Genomic DNA, 2,580 nt, shown 5'->3' on the forward strand with positions numbered 1-2,580 from the left:
TTCGTCGGCTGAGCCCGAGCTCGATGCCGTTCACGCCCAGCCACGCCCTGGTAGCGCTGCCGTTCATCCGCACGCCGCTCGTGCCGGCTGCGATCGCGATCGGCGCGATGACCCCGGACCTGCCGTTGTTCGTGCGTGGCGTAGGACTGAACTACTCGTTCACGCACACGTTCGGCAATGTCGTGTGGACAGGGCTTCTCGCGTTCGTGCTGTTCCTGATCTGGCGGGTCGTGCTCCGTCCGGCTGTTCCCGAACTCGCTCCGCTCCGGCTGGCTCGGCGGTTGCCTGAGGAATGGAATGACAGGGGTCTCACGGCGGCAGGAGCGGCAGTCGGTGTGGGGCGCACGCGCGCGTATCCGTTCCTGCTCGCGGCGTCGTTCGTGATCGGTGTTCTCTCGCACATCGTGTGGGACCTCTTCACGCATGAGGGACGGTGGGGCGTGCACCTGATCCCCGGCCTCGACGACATGTGGGGACCGCTGCCAGGGTTCAAGTGGCTCCAACACGGTTCGAGCCTGATCGGCCTCGGGGTCATCGGCATCTGGGCTCTGCTCCGGCTCCGTCGGCAGACACCGCGTCAGGGCGTCACGCAGTCATCGCCGCCGTGGGTGCGCGTGGCGTGGTGGATCTCGCTCCCCGGGTTCCTCGTCATCGCGTGGGCCGGGGGTCTCGTCGTCTTCGGCCCCCTCGACGCGGACTTCACCGTTCAGCACCTCGCGTATCGGGTGCTCCCTCCGGCCTGTGCCCTCTGGGGTGCGCTCACCGTGGCGCTCTGCATCGCGCTGTCGGTGCGAGGACGCCGTCACCAGACGGGCTGATCGGACCCCCAGGCGTGCGGGGCCGCGAACTCGAGTCCCGTCAGCGCGGGTCGAGCGGTCACCACTGCGCTCCCGTCGACTCCGAACCGGGCGACATGCGGCCGCACGTCGAACTCGACCTCGGCTCCGGCCATCCCGCGACGCGGCATCCCGAGCAGTTCCGCCGCGATGCGACGAAGCGATGTGCGGACCACGCACGAACGCTCCTCTAGGCGGTGCCCCCGGAGCAGAGAGGTCACAGCGGCAGCGAGCAGATAGCCCGCGCTGTGGTCGAGAGCCTGCGCGGGAAGTGCGCCGGGACGATCATCGTCGACCGATTCGATGAGCGCGATGCCGGATTCCGCCTGCACGAGGCTGTCGAAACCGGCTCGCTCCGGTTCCTCCGTGCCCCAGGCGCTCAGTTGCGCGACCACCAGGCCCGGGTATCGGCGCACGAGCAGGTCGGGGTCCAACCCCAGCCGGTCGAGTGACGCCGGACGGTATCCGAGCACGACGGCATCGGCGCGCGCGAGCAGATCATGGAAGCGAGCGCTCCGCGCGTCCAGCACGGCCGACCGTTTGCCATGGCCCGTATCGAGGTGCTGCCACTCAGGCTCTGACAGCGTCGGCGGATCGATGCGCAGCACATCGGCACCGAGCAGGGCGAGTGTCCTCGTGCACACCGGGCCGGCGATGACCCTTGTCAGGTCGAGGACGCGCATGCCCTGAAGTGGTCGACGGCCCGCACGCACGGAACGTCCAGCGGCGGGTTGGTCGAGCGCATCGGACATCCCGTCCGGTCGGCTGATCTCCAGGAGCGGACGCTCTCTGGCGGCACGATCGAGGGCGGGATCCTCCGCAGCGACGACGACAGCGAGCCCGCCGGCAGCCGTGATCTCGCGGACGGCATCGTGAGAGTCCCGTTCGGCGAGGGTACCCCCGACGAGATCGCCGCCCGCACCGTCTCGCAGACCGAGTCCCGCACGCAGCGCCGCCGCGTGATGGGGATAGTTCCCGTGGGTGCGGATCCATCCGTCTGCTGTCCGCCAGAACCCTGAGTACTCGGACCAGACCGGGGGAGCGACGCCATCGATCGTCAAAACACGGTCACTGCGGAACGCGACCGCGATCCGATCCGGATCGAGCGAAGCCGGGACCCCGCCGGCAGCAAGCATGGCTGCGCTCACGCTCGCCCAGGCGAGGTCAGCGGTGGCCAGTCGCGAGGGAAGTGGGACCGCACGGAGCGGTCGGACAGCGTCGTCGGCGTCACCGAGGCCGAGCTCCCGCCCGATGCGCGCGAGCAGCTGAGCTGCCGCCCGCCCCTCATGTGCGCCGCCGTCGGCGTCCATCGAGAACAGGCCTGGGGTGGGGAGGCGATCAGCTGAATCCGGCATGGCGTGATCGTACTGCGGGTGCGCATCGCCACCGAAACTGCCCCTGACCCGCAGGAAATCACTCGACGAGTCAAGGCGACACGCCCGGGTGGGGTGGCCCGATTTGCCAGATCCCCGGGACCCGCGTAACTTATTACTTGTTCGCCCCACAGGGAAGCGGAGGAGCCAAGAGCTTCACCCCCCTCAAGCGGAGAACCACTCCCGATCCACTCTCACTTGAGAGAACAGGCGCTTGCGTCTAGGATAGGGACTCCACCTCTTCTGCGGCTGTCATCAGCTGCGCTGCGGATCTCTGATTCGCACAGCGCGCCGATTTGACAAGCGGGACAAGGTGGGTAAGATAGAGAAGTTGCCCTTCGGGCCTGGCTGTGATGGCTGGGTCGTGGGAG

Annotated in this window: 2 protein-coding genes; one reads left to right on the forward strand and one right to left on the reverse strand. The window is 68.3% G+C overall.

Features of this window, described 5'->3' with window-relative positions; translation table 11 throughout:
• Nucleotides 1-818 (forward strand): DUF4184 family protein (locus AX744_RS19750; protein ID WP_231728863.1); only part of this gene is annotated, 818 nt, incomplete at its 5' end.
• On the opposite strand, the gene AX744_RS19755 is transcribed toward AX744_RS19750, so the two are convergent.
• Nucleotides 803-2,191 carry a CoA transferase gene (locus AX744_RS19755; protein ID WP_082738601.1) on the reverse strand — a complete coding sequence of 463 codons (1,389 nt, stop codon included), beginning with the start codon at nt 2,189-2,191 and terminating at the stop codon, nt 803-805. The two genes, AX744_RS19750 and AX744_RS19755, sit on opposite strands and share 16 nt — an antisense overlap.
• Nucleotides 2,192-2,580 lie beyond the last annotated feature (389 nt).

This window comes from Microbacterium sp. CCH5-D1, assembly GCF_001557335.1.
Classification (GTDB): domain Bacteria; phylum Actinomycetota; class Actinomycetes; order Actinomycetales; family Microbacteriaceae; genus Microbacterium; species Microbacterium oxydans.

Excerpts from the sequence above, each read along its gene's own strand:
- AX744_RS19755 (WP_082738601.1), bottom strand. The coding sequence starts at position 2,191 with ATGCCGGATTCAGCTGATCGCCTCCCCACCCCAGGCCTGTTCTCGATG.